This window comes from Leifsonia sp. SIMBA_070 (assembly GCF_046534635.1).
GTDB lineage: Bacteria > Actinomycetota > Actinomycetes > Actinomycetales > Microbacteriaceae > Leifsonia.
Genome location: NZ_JAWRYK010000464.1, coordinates 1 through 261, shown reverse-complemented (window position 1 = coordinate 261; position 261 = coordinate 1). Strand labels below are relative to the sequence as shown.

Annotated in this window: 1 pseudogene; it reads left to right on the top strand. The window is 61.3% G+C overall.

The features are described from left to right. A pseudogene (locus tag SB754_RS21080) lies at positions 1-261 on the top strand (nuclease PIN); the annotation flags it as partial.

Below are 261 nucleotides of genomic sequence, written 5' to 3'. Positions count from 1 at the left end.
CCCCGCGAGGATCTGTATGACCTTTCCCTCATCCTGATGTCGGCAATGGAGAATCTGGATGCCGCTGCGGAGGTGGTCACCCTGTACCGGCTCACCGGCATCTCGGCCCGGGCCTCCGAACAGCTTGAAGTCATCGGCCGGCAGTCTGAACTGACCGTTGCCGCGATGCGCCGGCTGGCATCGCTCGAAGACCTCGATGATTACTGGATCGAAATGCTGAGGTTATCCAAGCGCGCCGAACGAACCCACCGCATCTGGGTC